This window comes from Bdellovibrionales bacterium (assembly GCA_019750295.1).
Lineage (GTDB): Bacteria > Bdellovibrionota > Bdellovibrionia > Bdellovibrionales > JAGQZY01 > JAIEOS01.
The window spans coordinates 63,851-87,264 of sequence record JAIEOS010000008.1; the positions used below are offsets into that span (position 1 = coordinate 63,851).

Below are 23,414 nucleotides of genomic sequence, written 5' to 3' on the forward strand. Positions count from 1 at the left end.
ATCAATCTCTTCAGTTGTTATGTTCCCAGCCATGTCTTACGAACACAAAAAAATCGATCAAAAGTGGCAACAACGTTGGGAAAAAGAAGAACCTTTTAAGGCGGTGGATTTTTCCGAAAAACCTAAATACTTCGCTCTAGATATGTTTCCATATCCCTCGGGCGCTGGGTTGCACGTCGGGCATATGGCCTCTTACACCCCGACCGATGTGGTCTCTCGCTACAAAAGGCAAAAAGGATTTAACGTTCTTCACCCGATTGGTTACGATGCCTTTGGGCTCCCCGCCGAGCAATACGCCATTCAAACAGGGATTCATCCTGAGGTGACCACCCAAAAATCGATCGAGACGTTCCGACGTCAGCTCAAAAGTTTTGGTTTTAGTTTTGATTGGAGTCGAGAGATTTCAACGTGCTCTCCCGACTATTACAAGTGGACTCAATTTATTTTTAAAAAATTGTTTGATAAAGGACTCGCCTATCAAAAAGAGGCCCCCGTCAATTGGTGTCCCGCACTTAAAACTGTTCTCGCCAACGAAGAGGTTGTCGACGGTAAAAGTGAACGCGGCGGTCACCCCGTCGTCCGCAAACCGATGAAGCAGTGGATGCTTAAAATCACCGAGTATGCCGACGTCCTTCAAAAAGATCTCGATCTGATCGACTGGCCGGAGCGCACGAAGGAAGGTCAACGCAACTGGATTGGAAAATCCATGGGAGCGTTTGTCGACTTTACCGTGAAGGGCAGCAAACATTCATTTAAAATTTATACGACCCGTCCCGACACTCTTTTTGGTGCCACTTTTATGGTGCTCTCTCCCGAGCATCCCCTCGTTGGCGAGCTAACTACCGCCGCCGAGAAAAATCAGGTGGACGCCTACGTCGCCTCCGCGGCCAGTAAGTCGGAAGTCGATCGTAAAGCCAACACGGAAAAAACCGGCGTGCCCACGGGCTCATTGGCCATCAACCCGATTTCGGGTCAGGAAGTTCCGATTTGGATCGCCGACTATGTTCTTATGGATTATGGGACCGGCGCCATCATGGCGGTTCCCGCTCACGATGCTCGTGATTTCGAGTTCGCTACAAAATATAAACTCCCCATCGTTCGCGTTCTCGAAAGCTCCGACGAACTGCCTTACGAGGGCGACGGCATCTTGATCAATTCTGGCTTTCTCAATGGTCTTAAGAAAGACCAAGCCATCGAAAAAGCCATTGAGCATCTCGAAGCCAAAGGCTTGGGCGAAAAAACCTATCAGTACAAAATTCGCGATTGGCTTTTTAGCCGCCAACGCTATTGGGGCGAACCTTTCCCGATCGTTCACATGGCTGATGGCCCTCAAAGTGTTCCTGTGGAAGAGCTCCCAGTCATTCTCCCTCAGGTTCCCAACTACGAACCGTCGGAAGACGGCCAGGCCCCCCTTAGCCGAAATCAGGACTGGGTGGAGTACACGAGCAAAGACGGAAAAAAAGGTCGTCGCGAAACCGACACCATGCCAGGGACCGCGGGCTCGTGCTGGTACTTCTTGCGCTACACCGATCCTAAAAATGAAAACAGCTTCGCCGACTTCGAAAAGCAAAAATACTGGATGCCGGTGGATCTTTACGTCGGTGGGCCCGAGCATACCGTGAGCCATTTGCTCTACTCGCGCTTTTGGCACAAAGTGCTTTTTCAAGAAGGATTGGTCAGCCATCCCGAGCCGGTGAAAAAATTAGCCCATCAAGGAATGATCCTGGGTCCCGACGGCGAAAAAATGTCCAAGTCTCGTGGGAACGTGATAAACCCCGACGTGGTTCGCGACGAGTACGGCGCGGATGCTCTCCGCTGCTTTATTTTATTCTTAGGACCGATGGATCGCGACAAGCCTTGGTCACCGAGTGGAATTGTCGGCGTGAAGAAGTTTTTAGAACGCGTTTGGCGCCTTTGCATTTCCGAAGACGGCCAATTTGTGGGCGACGACAGCGAGATCCCGGTGGAGCTCGAAAAAGTGTTGCATAAAACCATCAAAAAAGTCGGCGAGGACATCGAAAGCCTCAGCTTCAACACCTGCATTAGCGCTCTGATGATTTTGGTGAACGAGACTTACCAGCACAAGTGCCAATCCCGAAAACTTCTGAAACCGCTTGTGAGCCTTCTCGCCCCGTTTGCTCCTCACATTTGCGAGGAGATTTGGGAAGCCATGGGTGAGAAAAGTTTTTCTTCCCTTTCGCCGTGGCCTGAGTACAATCCGAAGTTGACAGTTGATGACACTGTAAGTATTGGAATTCAAGTAGACGGGAAACGGCGTGGCGCAATGGATCTGGCAAAGGATGCCACTGAAGATCAAGCCATGCAAAAAGCCTTAGCGATCGATGCGGTGAAAGCAGCGATCGGAGAGAAAGGCGTAGGGAAGGTTATTTATGTACCAGGAAAAATTCTCAACATCATCGGCAAGCGATAAAACTTCCGACGCCGAAAAGGTCGCGGGCAAGACTATGGAAAAAACAGGTTGGACTCCGCAAAAGTCGAAAGAGCTTTACGGAATTGAAACTTGGGGCCACGGATATTTTGATATCAACGACCGTGGGAACATTGTTGTGTGTCCTCGTGGCGCTCAAGGACCACAGGTCGATCTTCTCGAGCTTGCGACCGATCTTAAAGAGCGCGGAATTCGCGCTCCCATGCTCCTTCGCTTTCCAGACATCACTAAAGAACGCATTAAACTTCTCAACCAGTGCTTTGCCAACGCCATCAACGAATACAATTACAAAGGCCGTTACCAAGGGGTTTACCCGATTAAGGTCAATCAGCAACGCCACTTGGTGGAAGAGATCATCAACTTTGGTGAAACTCATAACCTCGGTCTTGAGTGCGGAAGTAAACCCGAGCTTCTCATCGTTTTAGCGATGATCCACACCAACAATGCTCTGATTATCTGTAACGGATTTAAAGATTCAGAATACATCGAGACGGCCGTTCTTTCGCGCAAGCTCGGTCGCAACACGGTGATCGTGGTAGAGCGTCTTGAAGAACTCACTTTGATCATCAAAGCCTCTAAAAAATATAACACCCGTCCTAAAATCGGTCTCCGCGCCAAACTTCAATCGAAGGGTGCTGGGCGCTGGGTGGATTCCGGTGGAGATCGCTCTAAGTTTGGATTAACCACTTCCGAAATCTTCGAAGCCTTTGAGATCATGAAGAAGGAAGATTATCTTAACTGTTTGGATCTCGTTCATTTCCACATTGGTTCGCAAATTCCTTCCATCAAACAAATTAAGAGCGCACTAAAAGAAGGCGTACAAATTTACACCGAACTTCATAAAATGGGGGCTTACCCCACTTACCTCGATGTCGGCGGTGGTTTAGGAATCGATTACGATGGCACCGGCCTTTCCGAATCCTCGGTGAACTACACCGAGCAGGAATACGCTAATGACATTATCAGTATCGTCCAGTCCACTTGCGAAGAGAAAAAAGTAGCGATGCCTACGATTGTTTCGGAGTCCGGCCGAGCCACTGTGGCCCATCACTCCGTTTTGATTTTTGATGTGATCGGAACCAATCGCGTTGAGCAAACAGGTCCACCGCCTGAACTTTTAAAAGATGATCATAAGGTGGTGCATGAACTCCTCGATCTTTACAACAGTCTCACCATTGAAAATCTTCGCGAGTACTACAACGACTTAAACGATCTTAAGGAAAACACGCTCCAGCTATTCACCTTTGGTCTTTTGTCTTTGGGAGAAAAGGCGAAGATCGAAAAACTCTTTTGGTGCATTTCGACCAAAATGGCAAAACTGGTCGAGAGTGATCCTGACCATGAAGACATTAAAAAACACATGCGTGAATTCTTGTCGGACACTTACTTTTGTAATTTCTCTGTGTTTCAATCTCTTCCTGACTCCTGGGCCGTCGATCAAATCTTCCCGGTAATGCCCATTCATCGTCACAACGAAGAGCCCCATAAGCAGTCGATGCTTGTGGATTTAACGTGTGATTCGGACGGTAAGATTGGTCAATACTTGTCTATTCCCGATGGAGCCCCTTTATCTACATTGCCTACTCACGAAGTGATTCCCGATGTTCCTTACTACATGGGAGCTTTTCTTGTGGGTGCTTACCAAGAAATTCTTGGGGATCTTCATAATCTTTTTGGAGATACCGATGCGGTTCACGTTTCGATCTCTCCCGAGGGTTATCAGATCGAGCACGTCGTGGAAGGTGATACGGTTTCCGAGGTGTTGAGTTATGTTCAGTACAATCGCGAAGAGCTCATCAATCGCATTCGTCGCGCCAGCGAGTCGAGTATCGCGAACAATAAAATGAGCCGTCAGGAAGCCAAGCATTTGATCCAGTTGTATCAAGAAGGTTTGTCTGGATACACGTATCTTGAGGAGCCTGATCACTTCTTTGGTGTTTAACTATTTTGGCCCACCCGTGAGATCCTTCGCTCACGGGTGAAGTAAAATGCGACTTTTCTTTAATTCCCATCAAGACTTTTTACTAGGAATGTATCACCTTAGGACATCCGTCTAATTCATTTTTCTAAATTCGCTCGAACTCATTTTTTTTGTTCAAAAATGATACCCTAATCTCACCTTTTCGCGAGTTCTTCCGATAAGAAATGATAGGGAAAAATGCAGATAAATCAGCGCCTTCAATCAACGTTAAAAATTCTCAGCACAGCAAGTTTTGTTGCAACCTTGCTCTGGTCTCCTTTTTCCAAAGCGGCGTGCGGAGCCACGACCATCACTTGGCAAGCCAATGCAAACACCACCGTATGGACAAATACAAATAACTGGAATCCGAACAACGTTCCCGATGCGGCGACGGAGAATGCATTCATCGTTGCGGATTGGCAAATTCCCACGCTTCCCGCGACGGCGAGAACTCTGTCGTGTCTGGAAATCAATTCCGGCTCGATGACAGCTCCGGCTTCTAACACGTTAACCATCGTTGGAGATTATTTTAGAAACGTGAATTCAGGATCGATGATTGTTCCTGGAGGAAGTACTTTTACCGTCCAAATGTCAGGAACTGGAACGCAAAGTTTTGAAAACGTCGATCCCATTCCCCGACTGACCATCAACAATGCGACAACAGTCAATTTCCCACGCGCCTTTACCATCACGAATGCATTCACAATTAACGCAGGTGCTGGAAACATTAACGTCAACGCCGATCTCGAAGTCCAACAGACCACCGCATTAGTTATTCCTGTCTCTGCCACACTCACCGTCGGGACCGGAGTGACTCTTAAACTCAACGGCGGCGTCACTGTGAATGGTGTTTTGAGAATGCAACCGGGTTCGCGTTTACTCTTAGCCAATGGACGCACTCTTGCGGTAGGTACAACGGGATTGATTCGCATCACTGGCTCTTCTGGGAATGCGGCCATTATTAACTCCTACGATAGTAGTTCTACATACACCTTTAACGTTCAAGGTAAGATTGATGCCGAGTATTTCTCAATCCGTCGCATGACCGCAGCGGGGGTGAATATCACGGGTAACCTGCAAGATTTATCCAATGGTAACTTTACTGATATTCCTAATGGGGGGTACGGCTTTACTTTAGGTACAGGTTCCACGGTCACACCGACGATCCTAACGGGCTTAGGGTTTTACGGCAACGGCGGATCGCCACGAAACATCAATGCAACGTCGTTTACCGGCGCCGCGTTTTCTCTGAATAACTGGTATGGCTTTGGTGATACGGCCAACGAAACCGATCCCAGTAACAAATTGAACTGGGGAACCGAAGCACCGGTGGAAGTTCTGGTCAGCAATAACTCTCCCGCCGGAGCACCTCCGGCGACAATTGCGCGATCCTCTGGCTATGTTCACTTTGGAACATTTGCATTTGCGCTCTCCGACACGGCGACCGCCACCGATGTCACGTCTATTCGCTTTACGGTCGATGGCGTGAATTCGAACGCGGATGTCGAAGGCATCCGTGTTTACAGAGATGATAATTTAAACTGTGTCTACAATGCTGGCGTCGACTCTCAAGTGGGGGGAGATTTTTTACCCACGGGGACTCCCGGTAAAATCACAGTCGCGTTCTCGGCTGGGCAAATTAATTTAGCGGACACGACTCCTAAATGCGTTCACGTCCTCATGGCGACTTCAGCGACGGCGGGGGTTGCTCATACTTTAGGAATAAAAATCGATGCAACCGACGACATCGTTAACTCTCAAAACTATACGCTCTCCAAAACTACGGGACCTCCGGTAGCTGCGGGTTTAACTTCGGTCACGGGACTCGCCACAATTAAGTGGAATGGTGGTACAAGCATAGTCACAACTCTCGCGGCCAATTGGACACCGAACACGGTACCCAACGCCACTCGAGATTGTGCGATTGGAGTTGGATACAACGTCCCAAGAATGTCGGCGACGTTGGCATGTATGAATGCAGAACTCATTTCTGGCGGATCTCTCGACTGGAACAACACGGCCAACCTCTTTACATTTACGGGCTCGATGATATTTGCGAACACATATACATTTACGGCCGCTGCCGCCGGTATTGTTCGAGCCACAGGTACAAATGAACAATCGGTCTATTTAAATAACGTGACGTTCCCCGGTAACTTTGAATCCAATGCGACCGGCCCTGTAACTTTCGAAAATAGCGGCACCATCACCGGCAATCTGACTCTCAACTCGGGAATTACACGAATCGCTGCTGGAGCGACCGTTACGGTTTCGGGAAACATCGTGGTCAATAATGGCGCGACCTTAGATATTGAGCCGGGCGGTACTTTAGTGATGGCCAATGGGCGCACGATCACTGTGAACAACGGAGGAACTTTAGAACTCATCGGAAATACCGGAGCGAATGCGGCCATTCGCGGCTTGAATAATACGAGTGCGTATACGATTACGGTCTCAGGAATAATTCGTGCTCAATACTATGCCTTACGCCATTTAGGTGCGACCGGGCTGACCATTAACGCAGCAGCGACGATTGACGGGACCTATCAGTTAAGTAATGGGTCCTTCACTTATCCCATCGGAAATAATTCGGAAATGCTTCGACTCTTGCGACAAGTTCCCACGAACACTTTAGACGCAATGACTTTCGATCATAATGGCTCGGGTGCCACCGGCGTTAAGAGTGTGTTTACGAACACCACTGCTGGAACTCTCAATATGACGAACTACTCGGGTTCCATCACCGGAGCGGCAAACAGCACCTCCAACAATTACATCGTCACCTGGGTTTCTCTAACGAGCACTCTAGACATCTCTGTCGATACAACAGCTCCAACAAACGTCAACCAAGGTGCTGTGGTCAACATGGGTCGTTTTGGTCTTGAACAGACCAATGCGGGAGCATTTAGCAATACCGATGTGACTTACGTTCGTCTCACGCTCACAGGTACGGGCTCCGCATCTGACGTGGATTTTGTATCCCTTTATTATGATTCTGCTTGCACGGGTACCGGAGGAACGCTGATCGACATGAAGCCATTTACGGGCAATCCCGCTCGGGCTGAATTTACCAGCATTACTGGGGCGACCGTCCAGGCCGACCCCACCACTCCTCCTAAACGCTGTTTCTATGCGACCTTCTCGGTAGCGGCACTCGCTACGAATGGAGCCACGATCGGCTATCGGGTCGATTCAAGCACTCATATTGTCAACTCCCAAGGATATGCTTTTAATGGTTCAGCTTCTCCGCCCATTGGTTTTGGAACTTCCACTATCGTCGGAAACACCACTTACTGGACAGGAGCGACAAGCACAGTTTGGACCGTCGCTGGCAACTGGAACGGCGGTGTCCCTACTTCGACCATCAATTGTTATATTAACGCTGCCACCAACAATCCTGCAATTACTACGGGGACTCAATCCTGTAACTCGATGACGATTGGTACGGGCACTTTAACTATGAGTGGCGGACAATTAGAGATCTATGGATCTTTTGACAATACGGGCACCTTTAATCAAGGTGGTCGCCCTCTCATTATTCGTGATAACGGTACGGTAGCGACATCGCAGACCGTTTCGAGCACTTCTACATTGGATAATCTCCAGTTTAACAAAACTGCTGGCGGATCCGTTTCGGTCGGAAGTAGCGTGATTAATGTGACGACGGCAATGTCGCTTCCCGCGGGCAGTAATTTCACTTTCCAAATCCCAGATAGCAAAACACTTTCCGCTGCAGGAGGTTTAACTCTAACGGCCGGAGCGATGAATATCGCTGGCGGCGGACGACTCGAAATCGGTGCCTCCCAGACATTAACTGTCAATGGCGGAACACTCTCTACTCAAGGGGTTAACGACGCTTACCCTCAAACTCTAAGCAACAAAGCGACCATCACACGCCGCGGTGGCACAGGCACTTGGAATTTTACCGCGACGTCAGGGACGATGAATCTCGTCGGATTTCTCATCGAATGGTTAGGAACTGCTGGGGTCAATATCGGTGGAACCACCAACGTCACGCAAATTAACGGGGGACAACTTCGTAACTTGCCGAGCACAGCGAGTATGCGTGCGATTCAGTTTAATAATACGGGCACATTACCTTCGACCATTAGCAACTTTGGCTGGAACTGGGGACCCTCCAACAGTCCACCGACGGAGGCGACTGCTTACTTCCTCGGATTCTCTTCGGGCTGCTCGAGCAGAACTGTCAGTTTCGATCAGTGGTTCGGAGACTTTTGGCCGTACGCAACGACAAATACCGACGCCAAAATCTCGGAGACGAACTGTAATATCGTGATTGATAAGGCTAATTCACCGGTATCTCTTACGGAGTACAAAGCGATCGCTTACGACAATAAAGTCGTCCTCAGTTGGACGACAGGTCTTGAATGGTTACATCGCGGCTTTAATCTCTATCGAAGTTTATCTCCCGATGCAGGTTACGTCCAAATCAATCCTTACCTTATTCGTAACGACATTTTTTCGACGACGATTCATGGAACCTATGCGTTTATTGATGAAGACGTGGATAACAACCAAACGTATTACTACAAACTGGAAGACATTTCGAACACCGATGAGCGCACTTTGCACGGGCCGATAACAGCGACACCGAATGCGGCCTACGGAGCCCCACCTCCACCGCTGGCAGGCACAATTGTTTCGAACAACCCCTCAGGAAGTCAGAGCACCGGCGGATCAAATCCGGCGGATGCAACGCCAGGACTCACCCCTCTTGAAACCAACATCACTTTGGTCGCAAAGACAGCCAATTCCTATCGACTCAAAATTGTCGTTCCAAACTATACGCTCAACACTCATCCGACCCATGTGGCGTATCAACAGATCAGTATTCCGCTCTACACGAAATCCACAGCTGTTGGGTCACCCGAGCTCTTGTCTCGCACACTGATGTTAAAAATTCCAGGAGCGACTTCGGCCCAATATACGATCGTCAACGAAACATCATCAACCGCAGGAAGCTTGGCCCTTGCGCCCGCACCGCAATGGGTTCTCGTCGGAAATATGTACCAAGAACAATGGAGCTTAGATACCGCGGTTTACGCGACGAATGCTTTCGCGCCAAGTTCTCCGATCAGCTTGGGAAATATTGTTAATAATAACGGGCAACACTACCTTCCGGTGGTGATTCAACCTTTGTCTTACAATCCCGCCCAGCAACAACTTAAAAAATACAACGAACTTCTTGTTGATATTTTTCTCGACGGCAATTCCAATTGGACACCTGATGCTCCTCTCAATTTAACTCAAGCATGGTCTACAGAAGGTGGCTTAAAAATCGGATTAAACAAAGACGGAATGTACAGTCTGTCTTTTGATGACATGTTGACCTCGGGCGTGATCGGACCTTTCTATAATGTTCCTGTAGATACATTAAAGCTTTATATCTTCGATCAAGAACAAGCGATTGATGTGATCAGTACGAATAGCATTTTCGACTCTGGCGATACCATTCGATTCTTCGCACGCAACGTATCGACTCGTGAAAGTAAAAACAGCTACGCCCTCCTCGTCTCGGATCATTCGACAGCGTCGACGGGTCTTCGCATGACACCGGTCGATAAGAGTGGCCTAACTGCAGTCCCTTCAAACCAATTAGGCTTTATCAGCAAAGTGCGTGTTGAAGAAAATAACGTCGCCATATTTAATGAGCCGTTTGACGACAACATGGACCATTTTGTTTGGGGATTATTTTATGGAGTTGCCGGTGGGGCCTCGACTCCATTGGTTACAGATGTGGAAATCCACGGGATCGTCCCAGACACGAGCGTTGCGGTTCATGCCATGATGAAGTCACGCTCGACAACGAGCACCAATTATCAGCATCATCTTAAACTTTTCATCAACTCATCGACCATCGCCAATGCGGAAGCGACTTTTAGTTCTAGCGAACCCCAGATTGTTACTTTTAACGTACCTGCCTCGGCGTTTGTCGAAGGTCTCAATCGCATCACCATCGAGCCCACCGGATCTCTGCTGATTAATGGTGAGTACGATATGGTTTATATCGATTACGTCGATATTTATTACACGCATAATTGGACGGCCGATGACGATAGAATCACTGTGCTCAACTCAAGAACGGACTCTGATTTTTATGTGGATGGATTTAGTGCCAACGACATCGTCGGTTATGACATCAGCCAGCTTGGAAATATTCAAAAATTAATCAATTTGAATATTCAGGCCACTGATAACGGTTATGGAGTTATTATTCCCACCGCTGGAGACATCACATTTGATCGTCGCTTTTGGCTATCGACCGAAAGTAAACTCCTAGCGCCTGCGAGCTTGGAACTCATTTACGGAAGCAATCTCAAAGATCCGAGCAATCAGGGCCAAGTGATTTATATAGGGGCCCGCGAACTCCTCGATGCGGCTCAGCCTCTGGTGAACGCTCGCTCCGCTCAAGGCTATAAAGTCGCCACTGTGGATCTCGATAGCATTTACAATGAGTTTGGTCTTGGGGTTCATAGCGCAGAAGCCGTTCGCGAGTTTTTAAACTATGCACATACCTATTGGTCAGTAAAGCCGGAGTATGTGGTCCTTCTTGGTGATGGAACCTATGATCCTAAAGGGTATCAGAACCCTGTGATCCCTTTGCGTTTTCCAGTAAAATTGCTCAAAGGGTCTGCGTTCGATTATGCCTCAGACCATTGGTATGTAACCTCTGATGAGAGTAGTAGTGCGTTCGCGGTGATTGGTCGCATTCCGGCTCGCACCGTCGAAGAGTTAAATGACTATGTTAATAAGGTTTTAACTTACGAGTCTGGACAAACAAAACCAACAAGCTCATCTATGGTCCTATTGGCCGATAAGGCCCATTACTCCGGTGAAAACTTTGACGGTTTTGTGACGGAACTGAATAGCAGTATCCAGCAATGGGCGCCGTCGACACCCACCACAATGATGAGCCGCACTCAGCTCGGAGACAGCGTTTTCAAATCGAAAGTGTCGGAAAGCTTTTCAACTTCGGCTCTTATTCATTACATGGGTCACGGGGCAGAGAATATGTGGGCCGATAACCATATTTTTAATGTGAACGATGTCGATGCGCTCACCAACACTCAACTCCCCGTCATTGCGGCAATGAATTGTTTAAATGCCAACTTCTACGATCCGAATAGCATCAGTCTCGCGGAAAAACTTGTCATGAAGAAAAACGGCGGCGCGATACTCTTCTGGGGATCGACCTCTATGACTCCTCCGAGTGTTCAATCGGTTTATCAAAAAGCATTTTATGAAAGACTTTTAAGTAACCCACTGGCCTCGATGGGCGATGCGGTTAAGCTTTCTAAATCCCAGGCCGAGCTCCAGTCTCCATTTAAAGAAGCCACTCACTCTTGGACAATTATTGGTGACCCGCTCATCAAAGTGGCGGTGACCAACTCACCTGTCAGTGCGCCAGCGTCCAGCAGTGGGGGTGGATCTAATGGATGCTCACTGTTTGCGGGTTATGGACAAAATGCAAACAATCCTCCTTGGGATTTGATCTTCGCATTTGCGCTAGAATGTCTCATCGCTCTTGCCGTCATCCGATTATCTGTTAAAATCGCTAAGACGAATTAATAGCGAGTTCTAAAACATCATGAGAAAACTTTATAATTGGGTCCTTAAATGGGCCGATCATCCTCACAATTACACGTTTTTAGCATTTATCACATTTATTGAGGCCTCGTTCTTTCCAATTCCAAACTACCCTCTACTTTTCGCGATTTGTGTAAACAACCCACGTAAGGCTCTTTGGGCTTCCACAGTTTCGACAGTCTCATCCGTGGCCGGTGGAATTTTTGGATACGTGATCGGCTATTGGCTTTGGCAGTCGACCAGCGAATTCTTTTTTACTTATGTGTTCACCGAACAGACGTATCAGGTGGTCTCCGAAAAGTTTCAAGAGAACACCTTTATTGCGGTTCTCTTAGGGTGTTTTACCCCGATCCCCTTTAAGGCCTTTACAATTACCGCGGGAGCGGCTCATGTTCCTCTACTGCCATTTATTTTAGGGATAAGTCTTGGACGAGGTTTCCGTTTTTATTTCATCGGAATTTTGTTTTATTTTTGGGGAGAACCAGTTAAAGCATGGATAGAAAAACATTTGGAGAGATTGACTATTGTCACTACGGCTATTATCGCCATCTCCTTAACAATTTACTACTCATGGAGATAAAATGGAATTCAATCCCAATGCGACTGGCGTTAAAGATGCGGGAATTTTCTCTCTCCCGTTTACCTATAAAAACTCTCAGCTCATTCTTCTCCCCGTTCCTTGGGAAGTCACCACTTCCTATGGCAACGGGACTTCCTATGGACCGAAATCCATTTACGAGTGCAGCAGCCAAATTGATCTCACTCATCTCGACGCCGGCCCGGTGTACAAACGCGGGATGTTCTGGGAAGATTCTCAGCATGATGCATGGCTAAAGCTCAACGATGAGTATAAGCCTCAAGCCATTCGCGTGAAAGAATCTCTCGAACGCGGTGAAGAACTGTCGCCGGAGCTTAAAAAATCGGTCATCGGGATCAATAAAGCCAGCGACATGATTCATGAGCAAGTTTATCAAGCGTCCAAAAAAATTCTGGCCGATGGGAAAATCCTTGGCACTGTGGGAGGCGACCACTCATCTCCCCTCGGGGCGATTCGCGCTACAAGCGAAAAGCATCATCAAGAAATGACAGTGATTCATATTGATGCTCACGCCGATCTTCGCGACGCTTATCAGGGATACAAACATTCTCACGCGTCCATTATGAGAAACGTCATGGAGGATGATCTTGCTCCCCAAAAGTTGATTCAACTCGGAATTCGAGACTTCTGCCAAGAGGAATTGGACTATATCCAAAATAATCCTCAAAAAGTAAAAACGTATTTTGATCGCGACTTAAACCGAATGATGGCTCAAGGAAAAAACTGGCATCAGGTCTGCGAAGATATTCTTAAAAATATTCCAACCGAGAAGATTTATTTCTCTGTGGATATTGATGGCTTCAATCCCACGCTTTGCCCGAATACGGGGACGCCAGTGCCCGGTGGTTTAGAGTTTTTCCATATGACAGAACTGATTTATTTCCTTTTGCAAAAACGTAAAAAGCTTGTGGGCTTTGATCTTTGTGAAGTGACTCCCGACTCGCCGACAGATCTCGACTGTTGGGATGGCAACGTGGGAAGTCGCGTCTTATACAATTTGTGTTGCTACACCCTCTTCTCAAATGTTTAAACCATTCTATAGCTAATTAGGAGGCATGTAGGATGAGATTATTTCGTATTTTATTTGTTTCTATTGGCCTATGCTTAGGCACAACAGGTGCATTCGCTCAGGGCAATGGACCGGTGGCGGACTCCAACTTGGGATTACATCACGAGAGCGAAATCGGTTATATCGTTGTCGGTGGAAACGCCAAATCTCAATCTTTCAGTGGTAAACAGGCCACCGTTTATCAATGGGAAAAAGATCTTCTTAAATTTACCGGACACTACCTTAGCACGCGCGCTCAAAACCAAGCGACCGGAAATGTCGAAGGCACTGCCGAGAACTGGTCGTTAGCGCTTCGAGAGGAACATATTTTTGTTCCTAATCAGTTCAATATGTTCTTACAAGCAGGATTAAACAAAGATCGCTTCGTGGGGATTAATCTTGGTAACTCTTACGATCTCGGCGTGAAATACTTTTGGATTTCTTCAGACACCACTAAGTTTTTCTCGGAGATCGGTTATAAGTACTTAAAGGAAGATTTGGCCACGGTGATTGCTGGCACTCGAGTCGATACGGATCTTGAATCTCACTTTGCTCGTGTGTTTTCGCAAATCGACTACGCTTTTAGCCCTACGACAAAATTTGGTCTTTGGGTGGAATATCTTCCGGATCTCAAAAACGAGGATAACTATCGTATTAACTTTAGCCCGTACGCTTTGGCGGTTCTCTCTGACACATTCTCACTTAAATTTGGCTACGAAGGTCAATATCGTAATACGCCAGTTACTGGAAAAATTGAACGCCTCGATTATCGACATGTGACGGCTCTCATCGCCCGATTCTAAGGAGAGGAAACAGAATAAAAAAAGGAGACCTCTAAGTCTCCTTTTTTTATTCGTCTTCTAAGTCATCGCGGACAATTAGAATGTCGAGTAAACGGGTTTGAGAGTCACATAAAAGTAGAGATCTGTAGAAACAATCTTTTGAGTTTCGGGGTAAAAACGCACTTCGGTTGATAGTGCATCCTTTTGCTCGCCCTTGTAAATCCAATGAAATCTTGATTTTTCGACAAGAGCCGGTCGAGCTTGCCAGCTTTCAAAGTCCTGCTTGTCACTGGAGAGCACTTGCTGCCACCGGTAGTAAGAAATTCCCTCAGGTTTGCGAGTAGAAATGATCTCAATATCGGAACTCTGAACACGGTAAACACAAACTTCGATGGGCTCCCAGGCCTTTTCGTATTCCAATTGATTAAAGCCGCAAGCCGTTGGAACAAGAGCTCCGGCGGGTTTTAATTCCTTTTTACTCACCTCTTGAGCGACAGACATTAAACTTGATAGAGCGATAATACCTAACCATGTCATCTCGAACCTCCCGTGTTAAAAGTTCTGTTTCTTTTGACCCATTGCCCACAAATTGTCTAATGAATTCACCCGAACTCTTTGTGCACTCCCAGTATCTACGAGTTCCAAAGATGACGGAGCCATTCCTTGAAACCCTTAGGTCGCGGTGTAATTACCGTGATCTGCTCGCGACGGCAATACGACTGCTTGTCATCACATATAAAGAGTTCGATGGCCGTCTCACCGGCTTTCGTGATCTGACATTCCACGGCAGACTCTTCCACCTTTAATAGGCGACCGGAGCCACAGCTATTTTTACTCTTAAGATTAAAATGGTGCTGGGTCACGGGCTTAAACACAATGGTTTCGTTGAGTGCAACTTCGGCAGGAAAAGGCATCAGCAAGGTTTGCTCGTCCAAGGCAACGCTAGGAGTAATCGACAAATGAAAAACGGTGTAGAATATTATAGCGATCAGCATATTTCCTCCCATTTCGATAGAGAGGTTGTATAGTAATTTACTCTTGTCATCAAGGTGGCGTGAGCGACCCAAAAACCGAGGGATCAATGAAGGAAAAATCACAGGAAAAATGGTGGTCTGACGGATTAAAGTTTGAGTGCCAGCAATCGGGGAAATGCTGCGTTTCTCACGGCGAATATGGCTTTGTGTACGTGACCAGAGAAGACCGTCGCAATATGGCCCAAACGCTCAAGATGAGTACCATCCAATTTACCAAAAAATTCTGTGACAAATCGGATGGAATTTATCACATCAAAGACACCGGGAGCGAGTGCCTCTTTCTTTTAAACAATAAATGCACCGTTTATAAATCGCGCCCCACGCAGTGCCGAACTTGGCCCTGGTGGCCAGAAACAATGAATGCCAAGGCTTGGAAAAAAGAAGTGGTCACTTTTTGCCCGGGCGTCGGCAAGGGCCGCAAATGGTCGGCCGAAGAAATCGATAAAAACATCGCTGAACAAGCCGAATGGGAAGAAAATCTTCATAAATAAAAGCGTGGGCATTTTTTGTGAACACTTCAAGTGAGATGCAAAAAGCCTCTTAAAAACCGAGTTCCATTTTTGAGGAGGACTGGGTTCTTAAGAGGCTTTTTGCCTTTTGTATGTGCGGAGATTTTTATTCGGCGTTGCTGGCGTAACGCTTCTTCATCGATTCGCGGATTTCTGCGCCTTCGATGCTGAGGCGAGTCCAAGGGATCGCTTTGAGTCTTTCGGGCTCAATGCCCTCTTCGGTTTCTTCGCAGATACCGAACATTCCGGATTCGATGCGGCTCAAGGCCTGTTCGATTTCGAAGAGCTGCTGGCGAAGACGATCGTGAAGAGAAAGAATTTCTTTTTCGTTAAGGATGCGTGCGGTTTGATCCGCCTCGTCCCCACCTTTATCTTCAAAGTAGAGGTCTTTACGCACTTCTTGTACGCGGTTCAGGATATCTTCTTTCGTACGGATAAGTTTGCCTTTGCATTCTTCAATTAAGGCTTTGGTGATGATCGACATAAAAATCCCCCTCCATGTCATTTTTGTGGTGAGACTCTCCCCAGAGCTTCAACCTACAACCTAGTTCCTTTCCCATTTGGAACTGCGGACTATTAAGACACGCCCCAAATATAAAAGGCAAACAATTTTTCTGTAAATACCTTAAATAATATCGATACTTTACCAAAGTACTGCTTATACCTCGAACCCGGGTTGAGTCTGTGGATCTCCCGCAAAGCCAGATCTGATGCGGGTTTTACCGATAATTCATTGTGTGGATAACTCATCAGGATAGCTACTGATGCGACGCACATTTTTGATGTAAGATGATCTCAGATTTTGCTTAAAAACTAACCCGAGAGCGTGACCGAGGCTCCCAAATCGCGTTTTCATGGGCCCAATGGACTTGTCCGTAATCATCTTTGAGCTTGAGCCATTCCTCATCTCTATCCACTTTTTGGAAGGCGGAGTACTTTCGAGCTCGACCTAAATCGGTGATGCCGAAGTTTGTTCCAGGTCCCACTCGCAGGTTCGCGGTTTTAGCTTTGACCACAGCACAGTCCAATTTACTGCTGACATATTTTGCGTGAACCCAATGTTTAGCGCCATCGACATCCTTCACTTGGATCCAAGCACCCTTCCGATCCACCTGCAGGAGCGGCATAAATTTAGGGACAGTCCAGCTGATCTTCGATTTAGCATCGGGACGCGACCGTAAGCGCGTCTTATCGGAGTTCACGCACAAAGCGTGGCTGGTGGTCGAAAGGATCAGGGATAAAAGAAGGAGAAGAGTCTTCATATCTATCAGTATAACAAACTGGCTTTGATATGGACCTAGCCCTCCCGGAAACTCTACTAAAGGAGGGCTTTCGAAATGGATTAATCGATCTCGAGCTGGAGACCCTTATTTTTGGTCACCTGATAATAATCATCACTCAACGCTGAGGGCAGAATCGTAATCGATACGCTTCCTAAAAGATTGCGTTCGATGAGTAAATCTTGTGAGCGAGCCACGATTCCATTGAGCGTAATTCTGAGTGCGTTAGGATCCTCGGCTTTATTGAGCAGAATGGGGAGCAATCTAAGATTGGCGTACATATCTGCATAAAGATATCGAACTTTGACTTTAGCTGAAGCCGGCGGAGCCGAATTAAATTTAATATACCCTTCCGAAAATACGAAGTTAGATCCAGAAACCGGAGTCGAATTGACACTGACTTGAATATCATTCTTAAAAATTTGTTGATCTGATAATTTCCAGTTCTTAATAAACTGAGGTTTGCCGCTCGGGAACGTCGCCGAAACTTTGACGTCTTCGATTTTTCCGAGCTGAGCCGACTTGAGTTGTAAAGAAACCTGTCGTTGATCTAACGGAGCCGTCGGATCTAAGTTTGGAATATTATCTACGATGTAGGTCAAACGATAGGTGGAATTAATTCGATCGATGATTTTTGAGAGAATTTGATCCAAAGTCACTTTGCCGGCGATCACATCGGAGAAGAGAAAGTGTTCTCCCTTACTCTTATCAACAATACTCTGATAACCTTGAAATGACGTGGTATAGCCGGGCATACTTGGAGTGACTCCAAATACCGTGGCCTGAGAATCTTCGAGAGCTTTAGAAACCTCTGACATTTGAGGCGCATTCTCGCCGATAATCCCTTGGTTTCCTGGTGAGTAAAGGAATCCAGCGTCCGTGACGAGGATCACAAACTTTTGAGCATCGGTGCGGAAAGGCGCTTGTGAAGCATCAATCAAAGCACGCATCGGGTTTTCATCGTAGTCGGGCCAGCCCGGATCTTGTCCTGCGCCTTTAAAGGCGCGAAGTTTTGCCAGCTCCGAAATCAACTCGTTCGTCTGAGTCATATCTCCTGACGGATCGTTATCAAAAAAGCGATCGCATTTTTTAACAGTATAATCACCAAATGTAGATAGACACATGCGCGTGTGATAGCCCTGCGCCCGGGAGTTTAAAATAAACTGACGCAAGCGTTGCTTCGCCGTTTCGATAAACTCAGACATCGTTCCGGTGACATCCACCACAAAAACGATATCGACCACCTGATTTTTCTTAGAGGACTCTTTAGAGACGGTGAAGTCGGAGACACCCACACTGTTTTCGCTTAAAACAAAATCGCTTTTGACAAGATCTCGAGCGCCAGCACCACTTTGAGTGATGTAGGCCATCAAGGTCATCTCGTTCGTCAGATTCGGAATCTGTTCGAAAGCGGCTTCGGAGTAATTTAAAGGAAAGAATACGCTTTTGTCTGTCAGCATATCTTCCATCGCCTTTTCACTGGTCGGCGAAAAGCTCTGTTGTGAGCACGCGACACCTAATAGGAGTAAAGACGATAACGCGAAATTATGTAGTTTGATCATAAAGCCCCCCTTTGGACCTACATAAGTCTCGGTCTAGGAGGGTGAAATTTTGAGGAAACACTACTAAAGATGTGAGAAAAGTCTTTGGGCTGCCACTGACGTAGAGCTGAGTCAGGTCCTGTAGAAGATTTTATCAATCCCTAGAAAATTCAATACCTTGACCAAGGTCTAGGTGTCTTTGAAATCTATAAGATCAACCGCAACTCCGAAACAAAAACAAAAAAACTGATTCCGAAGAAGAAAATGGCTGGGGCCATCTGTCTGAAAGAATCGCGAAGACGCACACGCACGAGAGCGCCCATCACCATCAAGATGGACAAACCTAATGAGGCTAATAGTGTCAGCCAAGGAAAATAAAACCCTGCGGCCAATCCGATTCCACCCGCGATTTCCAAAACTCCGATAAGCACTCGAAAATGTTCCAGCTGGTATCGACGAAACTCGTCCGCCATTTTATTTGCAAAGAGACAACTAATTCCATAAATTGGAAATGAAACTAACATTATCAATTGAAAAACAATTGCAGCCGTCTTCACGAATTGGATCGTGAGCCATGGAACGCAAAGCTTACAGGGGGAATATTTGTGATCGCCGCTAAAGTCCTACAAGTCATCGTTGCCTTCAGTCTCTTAAATGTTTGGATACTGAGATACTCTAAACCTTCCGGGTATAGAGGTAAAGATTCTAAAAATTTAAAACAAGAGTTTGAGGCTTATGGCCTCGCAAGTTGGATCCACTACGTTGTGGGCGCTTTGAAGATCGGCGCGTCGATTCTGCTCTTGGTCGGAGCGTGGTTCACTTTACCGAATGTTGTGATCGGAAGCGCGGCCGTGATCTTGTTTCTCATGTGCGGGGCCATTGCCATGCACATTAAAGTTCAGGATCCCGCGATGAAATCTCTTCCTGCGTTTATCGTCCTTGTGATGAGCGCCGGAATTATTGTCACTCATCTGAGCTAATCAAATTTAAATTCAGCCACCACGGGACAATGATCAGACCCGTGTTGATCATCAAGAATATCGGCCTTGGTTAAGTTCTTATCGAGGCCCTTCGATATACAAATATAATCGATGCGCCAACCTCGATTCGCAGGGCGCGAAAGAGTCCGGTAATCCCACCACGAGTAGCGATCTTTGGCGTCGGGATGAAGTTTACGAAACGTGTCAATAAAACCTGTTTTTAAAAAATCAGTGAACCATTCACGCTCTTCGGGAAGAAAGCCACTATGTTTAGAGAGCCGAACCGGATCATGAATATCGAGTTCGGTATGGGCCACATTGTAATCGCCAACAACGATAATATTTTTTCCCTGCTTTAATTTTTCCGCCAAATGCTCGCGAAACTTTGCCAGAAAATCTTGTTTAAACAAATGCCGCTCTTCGCCCGAGCCCCCATTGGGATAATACACGTTATACAGCGTAAACTTTTTGTATTCAGTAATGACAAAACGCCCTTCAGAATCAAAAGGCACGATGTCGATCCCATAGTAAACATTGAGCGGTTCTTCTTTGGTATAAGTGACCGTTCCCGAGTACCCTTTTTTCTTTGCTGAAGACCAATAGGATTTATAGTCCCCAATTTCAATCAACTTGGGATCCAACTGATCCTTATGAGCCTTGGTCTCCTGAAGACAAAGAATATCCGGATTCTGCGAATCAATAAATTCCGCAAAACCCTTCTTAGAAACCGCCCGAATCCCATTCACATTCCAAGAAATTAATTTCATACCCCCACTCATACCCGACTCCCCCAAGTTAGGTAACAGTTCCCTTTTTGTTATGCGGTACATAACGAAAAGGGAACTGTTACCTCACCGCTGGAACGCTTTTGTGATTTGCGGCTTTGATTTTGGAAAAAGCACACACCATCGACCCACCCGGGCGAGCAGGGCGGATCCCGGTTGCAGCACGCAGTGGTGCAATCCGAAGACGCTCTGCACCCGTCGAGGGCCGGGAGAAGGAGTGAGCTTTTTCCAAAATCAAAGCCGCAAATCACAAAACCCAAGTTGACTAGAGGCCCCCGGCTTAGCATTATGACCGTTCAATTTTATCAAGGAGCTACGAATGCCTATGATCGGTCAACCAGCACCACAATTTACAGCACAAGCTGTCGTCGATGGTGGCGAATTTAAAGATGTAAGCCTTAGCGATTACAAAGGGAAATGGGTTGTATTGTACTTCTACCCACTCGATTTCACTTTTGTTTGCCCGACTGAGATCACTCAGTTCCGCGATGCTTTACCTAAATTTAAAGAAGTGAACGCTCAAGTTCTCGGCTGCAGCGTTGATTCTGTTCACTCTCACAAACGTTGGATCAAAGATGATCTTAAAGATCTCGGCTACCCATTGATCGGTGATGTCACTAAGCGCATGGCTCGTGATTACGGCGTTCTTATGGAAGACAAAGGCATCGCGACTCGCGGTACTTTCGTTATCGATCCTGAGGGTAAAATCCAGTACATGGGAATCCATAACCTTAGCGTTGGTCGTGACACTCAAGAAATCCTCCGCGTGGTGACAGGGTTACAATCGGGCGAACTTTGCGCCGCAGGTTGGAAGCCGGGCGATAAGCACCTTAAGCCCTAGTCCATCCGTGACGAGCGAGGTGAAAGCCTCGCTCGAAATCCTATGCACACTCACCATCAGAAACTGGTCTCTCTCCTTAAAGCGAAATATGGATTCAGCGAAGACGTTCTTCAGCAGAGAGTCTCTCCACATCTTGTTTCGATGTTCGAACTTACGTTACCGCGATCTGTTTTAGAAAAAGCCCAAGCGGTTGTTCGGGATCTTCATCGACTCACTCAAAGTCCAAGTTATATCCGGTGGGTCGACCAACAGACGGCGGGCCATCTCTCTCGCTGGCCCTCGACGCCCTCGATGTTGTGTAGCCTAGATGTTCATGTTCTCGATAATGGCGAAATCAAAATCATCGAAATCAATACAAATGCCTCGTCGTTCTTGATCGGTTGCGAACTTTACGAAAGTCGCCACATATCCACGTTTCCGGAGGCGCGCCAAGATCTTAAAAGCGCGATCCGCTCGATGCTTCCCAAGAAAGAAAAGCTATCCACTCTTATCGTTGACGAAAATCCTCAACAGCAAAACCTTTGGATTGAATTTGCGATGTTCAAATCGTTTTTTGAAACAGAATTGGGCTTAAAAGCAGAGATTGCCGATGTCAAAGATCTGATTTTAACGAGCGATAAAAAGATAAGTTACCAACAAACACCCATTGATTTTATTTATAATCGCCACACCGATTTTAAATTTGAGCAGCATGCGGCCCTTTTGGAGTCCTACATTCAGCATGGCACGGTGATTTCTCCCAACCCTAGGGGCTACGAACTCCTTGCCGACAAAAAACGACTGGTGGAATACTCGGGAGATCTACTTGATCGCGTCGAAGCTCAGGAGAATATTAAACTCGCTGCACTCAGGGGCGCGATTCTAGAGACCAAAAAGTTTTCTGAGTTTTCGAGCATGGATGACCTGTGGTCCAAGAGATCTAAATACTTTTTTAAGCCCCCGAATATGTTTGGGGGCAAATCGGTTTATCGGGGCAAGTCGATCAGCCGCACTGTGTTTCAACGCATTTATGAGGGCGAATATATTGCCCAGGAGTATGCACCGCCCGGAGAATTTACCGGACAGCACGACGGGCAAGAGCTCAAGTTTAAGTACGATCTTCGCTTCTATTTTTTCGCAGACCGAATTCATATGGGGCTCGCCCGCCTGTATCAAGGGCAGCTGACGAACTTGCAAACACTTTATGGCGGATTGACTCCATTAAAATTCACTGATTAAACAGTGAAATGACAACGAAAACTGTACCCTTCCATTATTCGATTCTTTGGTTGCAAACCGGCATGAAAATCACCGAGCGCTATTACGGTCTTTTTCTAGGATGCGTTCTCAGTATGTTCATGCTTAACGTGGGATTTGGGTTTATTCCTTTTATAGGCAACTATCTTTCCACTGTGATCAGTTTTGTCGCGTCCGTGGGAATGTTCAGAACCACGCAAAAAATTTTTAAAAACGAAGCCGTCTCCTTTGATTCTTTTTTAAGTGATACCTTCGATTCTCGAATCCTTAAAGAACTCTTACCCATGTTAGCTGTCAGCTTAGCTTGTCTCGCGTTTTCGGACATCGTGGGCATGATGCCGATCCCGTCTACGCTCAAAAAACTGGTCACGTTTTCGACGGTCATCCTTCAGTCCTTGGCGGTCTATGCGGCTTATTGCAAACTGAATTCGTCTTTGAGTTGGGAAGAGTGTTTCCTCACAATTTTTGAGGGAGCTTGGAAAAACATCGCCTGCGCCTTCGCCTTTATCTGCGTGGTCGCCCTATTTTTAATCGGCTGTACCATTCTACTCGTGGTTCCTCTTTTCTTTTATGGACTCCCCGTTTTGTTCCCTGTGAACTATCTCGTTTATCAGTCCGTGTTTGCGGAAATGGATCTCGATGCGGTTTATAAAGCATGGAGTCAAAAACCGACGGTGTCGGCTCCCGTCATTGAGGCCCCCACCCCATCTACGGAAACCCCTCCTCTCTAGAACCACTGATTACTTGAGGACAAAGGGATTCG

Annotated in this window: 18 protein-coding genes; 11 read left to right on the plus strand and 7 right to left on the minus strand. The window is 46.8% G+C overall.

The window, feature by feature from the left end:
• Positions 1 to 31 precede the first annotated feature (31 nt).
• The 6 genes from leuS to K2Q26_01970 all read left to right on the plus strand — a co-directional run bounded on the left by leuS (position 32) and on the right by K2Q26_01970 (position 14,466).
• On the plus strand, positions 32 to 2,431 hold the full coding sequence (gene leuS / locus K2Q26_01945; GenBank protein ID MBY0314252.1) for a leucine--tRNA ligase: 2,400 nt from the start codon (positions 32 to 34) through the stop codon (positions 2,429 to 2,431).
• A 34-nt stretch (positions 2,432 to 2,465) separates the two neighbouring features.
• A complete protein-coding gene (speA, locus tag K2Q26_01950) occupies positions 2,466 to 4,391 on the plus strand; it encodes a biosynthetic arginine decarboxylase (protein MBY0314253.1) in 1,926 nt (641 codons plus the stop codon).
• Positions 4,392 to 4,607: 216 nt separating this feature from the next.
• Positions 4,608 to 11,999 carry a hypothetical protein gene (locus K2Q26_01955; protein MBY0314254.1) on the plus strand — a complete coding sequence of 2,464 codons (7,392 nt, stop codon included), beginning with the start codon at positions 4,608 to 4,610 and terminating at the stop codon, positions 11,997 to 11,999.
• Between the two features lie 19 nt (positions 12,000 to 12,018).
• Complete coding sequence (locus K2Q26_01960) at positions 12,019 to 12,597, plus strand: VTT domain-containing protein (protein ID MBY0314255.1); 579 nt, start codon at positions 12,019 to 12,021, stop codon at positions 12,595 to 12,597.
• Position 12,598: 1 nt separating this feature from the next.
• Entirely contained in the window at positions 12,599 to 13,645 is a 1,047-nt protein-coding gene (locus K2Q26_01965; GenBank protein ID MBY0314256.1) for an agmatinase family protein, read from the plus strand.
• A 32-nt stretch (positions 13,646 to 13,677) separates the two neighbouring features.
• Entirely contained in the window at positions 13,678 to 14,466 is a 789-nt protein-coding gene (locus K2Q26_01970; GenBank protein MBY0314257.1) for a DUF481 domain-containing protein, read from the plus strand.
• A gap of 75 nt (positions 14,467 to 14,541) precedes the next feature.
• On the opposite strand, the gene K2Q26_01975 is transcribed toward K2Q26_01970, so the two are convergent.
• Together K2Q26_01975 and K2Q26_01980 are read right to left on the minus strand one after the other, a co-directional pair.
• Positions 14,542 to 14,982 carry a hypothetical protein gene (locus K2Q26_01975; GenBank protein MBY0314258.1) on the minus strand — a complete coding sequence of 147 codons (441 nt, stop codon included), beginning with the start codon at positions 14,980 to 14,982 and terminating at the stop codon, positions 14,542 to 14,544.
• A 95-nt stretch (positions 14,983 to 15,077) separates the two neighbouring features.
• Positions 15,078 to 15,440, minus strand: coding sequence for a hypothetical protein (locus K2Q26_01980; GenBank protein ID MBY0314259.1), 363 nt, complete (start codon positions 15,438 to 15,440; stop codon positions 15,078 to 15,080).
• Positions 15,441 to 15,526: 86 nt separating this feature from the next.
• On the opposite strand from K2Q26_01980, the gene K2Q26_01985 reads away from it, so the two are divergent.
• Positions 15,527 to 15,970 (plus strand): YkgJ family cysteine cluster protein, encoded by a 444-nt coding sequence (locus tag K2Q26_01985; GenBank protein ID MBY0314260.1) that lies wholly within the window; start codon positions 15,527 to 15,529, stop codon positions 15,968 to 15,970.
• A 124-nt stretch (positions 15,971 to 16,094) separates the two neighbouring features.
• Here the strand turns inward: K2Q26_01985 and K2Q26_01990 are convergent, their stop codons facing one another.
• The 4 genes from K2Q26_01990 to K2Q26_02005 form a co-directional block, all read right to left on the minus strand.
• A complete protein-coding gene (locus K2Q26_01990; GenBank protein MBY0314261.1) occupies positions 16,095 to 16,493 on the minus strand; it encodes a TraR/DksA family transcriptional regulator in 399 nt (132 codons plus the stop codon).
• 301 nt (positions 16,494 to 16,794) lie between these two features.
• Complete coding sequence (locus K2Q26_01995; GenBank protein ID MBY0314262.1) at positions 16,795 to 17,250, minus strand: hypothetical protein; 456 nt, start codon at positions 17,248 to 17,250, stop codon at positions 16,795 to 16,797.
• Positions 17,251 to 17,330: 80 nt separating this feature from the next.
• Positions 17,331 to 18,830, minus strand: coding sequence for a VWA domain-containing protein (locus K2Q26_02000; protein ID MBY0314263.1), 1,500 nt, complete (start codon positions 18,828 to 18,830; stop codon positions 17,331 to 17,333).
• A gap of 185 nt (positions 18,831 to 19,015) precedes the next feature.
• Positions 19,016 to 19,333, minus strand: coding sequence for a DoxX family protein (locus tag K2Q26_02005; protein ID MBY0314264.1), 318 nt, complete (start codon positions 19,331 to 19,333; stop codon positions 19,016 to 19,018).
• 81 nt (positions 19,334 to 19,414) lie between these two features.
• Between K2Q26_02005 and K2Q26_02010 the strand changes: the two genes are divergently transcribed.
• The gene (locus tag K2Q26_02010) at positions 19,415 to 19,789 is read left to right on the plus strand and encodes a DoxX family protein (GenBank protein ID MBY0314265.1); all 375 of its coding nucleotides are present in this window, start codon (positions 19,415 to 19,417) and stop codon (positions 19,787 to 19,789) included.
• On the opposite strand, the gene xth is transcribed toward K2Q26_02010, so the two are convergent.
• Complete coding sequence (xth, locus tag K2Q26_02015; GenBank protein MBY0314266.1) at positions 19,786 to 20,568, minus strand: exodeoxyribonuclease III; 783 nt, start codon at positions 20,566 to 20,568, stop codon at positions 19,786 to 19,788. The two genes, K2Q26_02010 and xth, sit on opposite strands and share 4 nt — an antisense overlap.
• Before the next feature lie 325 nt (positions 20,569 to 20,893).
• Between xth and K2Q26_02020 the strand changes: the two genes are divergently transcribed.
• Genes K2Q26_02020 through K2Q26_02030 form a run of 3 tightly spaced genes read left to right on the plus strand, consistent with a single transcriptional unit; the run spans position 20,894 to position 23,382 of the window.
• Positions 20,894 to 21,415 carry a peroxiredoxin gene (locus tag K2Q26_02020; protein MBY0314267.1) on the plus strand — a complete coding sequence of 174 codons (522 nt, stop codon included), beginning with the start codon at positions 20,894 to 20,896 and terminating at the stop codon, positions 21,413 to 21,415.
• Between the two features lie 42 nt (positions 21,416 to 21,457).
• The gene (locus K2Q26_02025; GenBank protein MBY0314268.1) at positions 21,458 to 22,633 is read left to right on the plus strand and encodes a hypothetical protein; all 1,176 of its coding nucleotides are present in this window, start codon (positions 21,458 to 21,460) and stop codon (positions 22,631 to 22,633) included.
• Between the two features lie 8 nt (positions 22,634 to 22,641).
• Positions 22,642 to 23,382, plus strand: a complete 741-nt coding sequence (locus K2Q26_02030) for a hypothetical protein (protein ID MBY0314269.1) — start codon at positions 22,642 to 22,644, stop codon at positions 23,380 to 23,382.
• Positions 23,383 to 23,414: the final 32 nt, after the last annotated feature.